This is a genomic window from Streptomyces sparsus, assembly GCF_054776295.1.
Map to the genome: position 1 here is coordinate 1 of NZ_BAAHCA010000319.1, position 5,048 is coordinate 5,048.

Below are 5,048 nucleotides of genomic sequence, written 5' to 3' on the forward strand. Positions count from 1 at the left end.
CGCCGCCCAGCGGGGCTGCGCCGCGGCGGCCCGGCGGACGACGGCGTCCACGTCCTGCGGGGTGAGGCCGGGCACGGTGGCCAGGTGCTCCTCGGTGGCCGGGTTGAGGACCTGGTGCTCGACGGGATGGGTGGGCGCTGCGGGGTCGGTGAGGTCTGCGGGGTGGGGGTGAGTGGGCACGGCGGGCGGTCCTTACATGCGCTCGAAGGAGCGGTAGCGCTCCCAGTCGGTCACGGCGGTGTCGTAGGCGTCGAGTTCGGTGCGGGCCGCGTGGTGGTAGTGGTCCACGACCTCGTCGCCGAAGGCGGCGCGGGCCAGGGCGCTGTCCCGCCACAGGTCGGCGGCGTCGCGCAGGGTGCTCGGCACCCGCTGGGTGTCGCCGGTGTAGGCGTTTCCGGTGCAGGGCTCGGGCAGTTCGAGCCGCTGCTCCACGCCGTGCAGCCCGGCGGCGATCATGCCGGCCACCGCCAGGTAGGGGTTGACGTCCCCGCCGGGCAGCCGGTTCTCCATGCGGTGGGCGCGGCCGTGCCCGATGACGCGGTACGCGCAGGTCCGGTTGTCCGGCCCCCAGGCGACCGCGACGGGCGCGAAGGAGCCGGGGCGGAAGCGCTTGTAGGAGTTGACGTTCGGCGCGTGGAGCAGGGTGAACTCACGCAGCGCGGCGAGCTGTCCGGCGAGGAAGTGCCGCATCGTCGCGGACATGCCGTGCGGTGCGGTGTCGTCGGCGAACACCGGGGCGTCGTCCTGGTCGAGCAGCGAGAGGTGGATGTGGCAGGAGTTGCCCTCGCGTTCGTCGTACTTGGCCATGAAGGTGAGCGCCTGGCCCTCCTGGGCGGCGATCTCCTTCGCGCCGGTCTTGTACACCGAGTGCTGGTCGCAGGTGGTGAGGGCGTCGTCGTAGCGGAAGGTGATCTCGTGCTGGCCGAGGTTGCACTCCCCCTTCGCCGACTCGACGACCATGCCGGCAGCGCCCATCTCGTTGCGGATCCGGCGCAGCAGGGGCTCGACCCGTCCGGTGCCGAGCACCGAGTAGTCGACGTTGTACTGGTTGACGGGGGTCAGGCCGCGGTAGCCGCCGTTCCAGGCGCTCTCGTAGCTGTCCCGGAACACCATGAACTCCAGCTCGGTGCCCGCGTAGGCGCGCCAGCCGTGCTCGGCGAGCCGGTCGAGCTGCCGCCGCAGGATCTGGCGCGGCGAGGCCGCGACCGGGGAGCCGTCGTGCCAGGCGAGGTCCGCCGTGAGCAGTGCGGTGCCGGGGTTCCACGGCGTGCGGCGCAGCGTCGCGGTGTCGCCGAGCATGGCGAAGTCGCCGTAGCCGCGTTCCCAGGACGCCATGGCGTACCCGTCGACGGTGTTGAGGTCGACGTCCACGGCGAGCAGGTAGTTGCATCCTTCGGTGCCGTTCTGGAGTACGTCGTCCAGGAAGTGGCGAGCGGCGAAGCGCTTGCCCTGGAGGCGTCCCTGCATGTCGGTGAAGGCGAGGACCACCGTGTCGATGTCGCCGATGTCGACCAGGCGGCGGAGTTCGCCGACGCTGAGCGGGGGTGTGCGGTCTGCCGGTGCGTGTGCCGTGCGATCTGCCACCAAGGGCCTCCTCTGCGAGCCGCCGGACGCCTTAAGGTAGTGGGAAGGACCATTGAATGGGAAGAGTGGCGAGGGAGTCGACACGGATGACGGACGGGCCCACCGGGAGCGACCGCCCCGGCACGACGGACGGGACCGGGACGACGGGCGGCAGGGGCCCGGCGGACGGGACCGGTGCGCTCGACGGCGGGCGGGCTGATCGGGCTGGCGGGCGCGACGACCGGCTGTCGCCGGTGCTGCGGCCGGTGCGGGCCGGCAGCGGGTTCGAGGAGGCGCTGGAGCAGATACTCCAGGTGATCCGGCTGGGCCTGGTGCCCGCCGGGGAGCGGCTGCCGGCCGAACGCGACCTCGCCGACCGGCTGGGCATCAGCCGGGTCACGCTGCGCGCGGTGCTGCGGGTGCTCGCCGACCAGAACCTGGTGGAGAGCCGGCGGGGCCGGTACGGCGGCACGTTCGTCCTGCCCCGCCCCGACCCCTCGGCCTCCCTGCGGCAGCTGCGGGACCGGGCCGATCCGGCCGACGTGGAGGACGCGCTGCTCTTCCGCGAGGTGCTGGAGACGGGCGCGTCCGGGCTGTGCGCGGCACGCGACCTGTCCGCTCCGGAGGTGGCACGGCTGCGTGCCGCGCTGGACGCCACCGGCGACGCCGCACCCGAGGACTACCGGCGGCAGGACACCCTCTTCCACCTCACCCTGGCCGAACTGTCCGGCTCCCCCACCCTGAGCGCCCAGTACGCCGGCGTGCGCGCCCGGATCAACGACCTGCTGGACTGCATCCCGCTGCTGGTCCGCAATCTGGAGCACGCCCAGCAGCAGCACGCGGCCGTCGTCGAGGCCGTGCTGGAGGGGGACGCCGACGGCGCCCGGGAGGTGGCCAGGGAGCACTGCGCCGGGACGGCCGCGCTGCTTCGCGGGTTCCTGTCCTGACCGGCACCGCCCCCCACCGCCCCGGAGAACCGACCGGCAGCGCGCCCCGGCACCCGCCGGCGCGGCTGGACGAGCGGGCGACCGCACGACTGCGCGACTCGACTGCGTTCACGCCGGTTTCACGCACGGGGGTTGCGCTCGGGTACTGCCGCACACAAAGGTATGGCTCCACACCAATGGTCTCCGTCCTGCGGGAGCAGCTCATGGCCGAGGGAACCGACGTACCCACTTCCACTGTGCCGAGTCCGCCCGGGCCCGACGGCCCCGGTGGGACGGGTGCCGACAGCTATCTGCGGCGGCGCACGCTGCGCCGCGGCACCGCGGGGTGGCTGCTGCTGACCGGGCTCGGGGTCGCCTACGTCGTCTCCGGCGACTACGCGGGCTGGAACTTCGGCCTCGCGGAGGGCGGATTCGGCGGGCTGGCCGTCGCGACCGTGCTGATGGGCGTGATGTACGCCTGCCTGGTCTTCTCGCTGGCCGAACTGTCCTCGGTGCTGCCCACCGCGGGCGGCGGCTACGGCTTCGCCCGCCGGGCGCTGGGCACCTGGGGCGGTTTCCTCACCGGCACCGCGATCCTCATCGAGTACATCCTGGCGCCGGCCGCCATCTCCGTGTTCATCGGCGGTTACGTCGAGTCGCTCGGCCTGTTCGGGCTGGAGTCCGGGTGGCCGGTCTACCTCGCCTGCTTCGTCATCTTCATCGGTGTGCACCTGTGGGGCGTGGGTGAGGCGCTGCGGTTCAGCTTCGTGGTCACGGCCATCGCCGTGATCGCGCTGCTCGTCTTCTCCGCCGGCGCACTCACCCATTTCGACGCCGCCTCCCTCACCGACATCGAGGTGGACTCCGGCGCGCTCGGCGCCAACTCCTGGCTGCCGTACGGCCTGCTGGGCATCTGGGCTGCGTTCCCCTTCGGCATGTGGTTCTTCCTCGGCATCGAGGGTGTGCCGCTGGCCGCCGAGGAGACCCGCGACCCGGTCCGGACCCTGCCCAAGGCGATGGGGCTGGCCATCGGCATCCTGGTGCTGCTGGCTCTGCTCACCCTGCTGCCGGCTGCCGGGGCGGCCGGCTCGGACGCCATCAAGGACGCCGACAACCCGCTGGTCACCGCCCTCCAGACAGCCACCGGCGGAGATCCCACGACGCTCAGCAGGTTCGTGAACTACGCCGGGCTGGCCGGTCTGGTGGCGTCGTTCTTCTCCCTGATCTACGCCGGCTCACGGCAGCTCTTCGCCCTGTCCCGGGCCGGCTACCTGCCGCGCTTCCTGTCCCTGACCAGTCGCCGCAAGGCGCCCTACCTGGGCCTGCTGGTTCCGGGCGCGATCGGCTTCTCGCTGGCCGCGGCCACCGGGGACGGCGCCCTGATGCTCAACATCGCGGTGTTCGGGGCGGCCGTCTCCTACGTGCTGATGTCGCTCTCGCACATCGTGCTGCGCCGCCGGGAGCCCGGCCTGCACCGCCCCTACCGGACCCCGGGCGGCCTGCTGACCTCGTCCGTCGCCTTCGTCCTGGCCTGCACGGCCGTGGTGGCGACCTTCCTGGTGGACCCCAGGGCGGCCGGCATCGCGTTCCTGCTGTACCTGGTGGCGATCTGCTACTTCACCTTCTACTCCCGGCACCGCCTGGTGGCCGCGGCTCCCGAGGAGGAGTTCGCCGCACTGGCGGAGGCCGAGGCAGAGTTGGAACGCGACTGATCCGGAGGTACCCGTGTCCGCTCCCCTTGTCGGCATCACCACCTATCTCGAGGCGTCCGCCCGCTGGGGCGTGTGGGAGTTGCCCGCCGCCCTGCTGCCCGCCGGCTCGGTCCGCACCGCCGACCCCGTGACGCTGCTCGACCCGGGAGGCGCCGACCGGCCGGCCCTGGTGGAGACCGCGGCCGGTGAACGGGAGGCGGACCTCGTCGTCGGCGCGGACGGTCTGCGGTCGGGGGTGCGCCGTGCGCTTTTCCCCTCCCACCCCGGCACCCGGTACGCCGGGTTCACCACCTGGCGCATGCTGGCTCCCGCCCCGGCGACGCCGTTCGCCCCGCACGAGACATGGGGCACGGGCCGCCTGTGGGGCAGCCATCCGCTCGCCGACGGACGGGTCTACGCCTACGCCGCGGCTACCGCACCAGCCGGCGACCGGGCGCCGGACCGCGAGCACGCCGAGCTGCTGCGCCGCTTCGGGAACTGGCACCACCCGGTCCCCGCGATCCTCGCCGCCACCGAGCCGGCCGACGTCCTCCGCCACGACGTGCACACGCTGGCCGCGCCCCTGCCCGCACTCCACCGCTGCCGCACCGTGCTGCTGGGTGACGCGGCGCACCCCATGGCCCCCAACCTCGGACAGGGCGGCAACCAGGCCATCGAGGACGCCGTCGTCCTCGGCCACCACTGCGCGCCGCACACCGACGTCATCGAAGCCACCGCCCGCTACACCGCCGACCGCGCCGCCCGCACCGCGCGAGTGGTACGCCTGTCCGCCCGTGCCGCCCGACTGACCCTGGCGTCCTCCCCGGTCACGGCGGCAGCCCGGGCGGCCCTGGTCGCGGCGGCCGGC

At 73.2% G+C, this 5,048-nt stretch carries 5 protein-coding genes; 3 read left to right on the forward strand and 2 right to left on the reverse strand.

Features of this window, described 5'->3' with window-relative positions; genetic code table 11:
* Together ACYVE9_RS15340 and ACYVE9_RS15345 are read right to left on the reverse strand one after the other, a co-directional pair.
* On the reverse strand, positions 1-180 hold a 180-nt coding region (locus ACYVE9_RS15340), incomplete at its 3' end, for an aldehyde dehydrogenase family protein (RefSeq protein ID WP_461028403.1).
* 12 nt (positions 181-192) lie between these two features.
* Positions 193-1,584 (reverse strand): glutamine synthetase family protein, encoded by a 1,392-nt coding sequence (locus ACYVE9_RS15345; RefSeq protein ID WP_461028404.1) that lies wholly within the window; start codon positions 1,582-1,584, stop codon positions 193-195.
* A gap of 86 nt (positions 1,585-1,670) precedes the next feature.
* Here ACYVE9_RS15345 and ACYVE9_RS15350 point away from each other — a divergent pair, with 86 nt between their 5' ends.
* The 3 genes from ACYVE9_RS15350 to ACYVE9_RS15360 all read left to right on the forward strand — a co-directional run.
* The gene (locus ACYVE9_RS15350) at positions 1,671-2,510 is read left to right on the forward strand and encodes a FadR/GntR family transcriptional regulator (RefSeq protein ID WP_461028405.1); all 840 of its coding nucleotides are present in this window, start codon (positions 1,671-1,673) and stop codon (positions 2,508-2,510) included.
* Between the two features lie 203 nt (positions 2,511-2,713).
* Positions 2,714-4,201, forward strand: coding sequence for an ethanolamine permease (gene eat, locus ACYVE9_RS15355; RefSeq protein WP_461028406.1), 1,488 nt, complete (start codon positions 2,714-2,716; stop codon positions 4,199-4,201).
* Positions 4,202-4,235: 34 nt separating this feature from the next.
* The coding region (locus ACYVE9_RS15360; protein WP_461028407.1) for an FAD-dependent monooxygenase at positions 4,236-5,048 on the forward strand (813 nt) is incomplete at its 3' end.

What these genes read in the sequence shown, in the direction of transcription:
- ACYVE9_RS15350 (WP_461028405.1), top strand. Translation starts at nt 1,671, where the DNA reads ATGACGGACGGGCCCACCGGGAGCGACCGCCCCGGCACGACGGACGGG.
- eat (WP_461028406.1), top strand. Translation starts at nt 2,714, where the DNA reads ATGGCCGAGGGAACCGACGTACCCACTTCCACTGTGCCGAGTCCGCCC.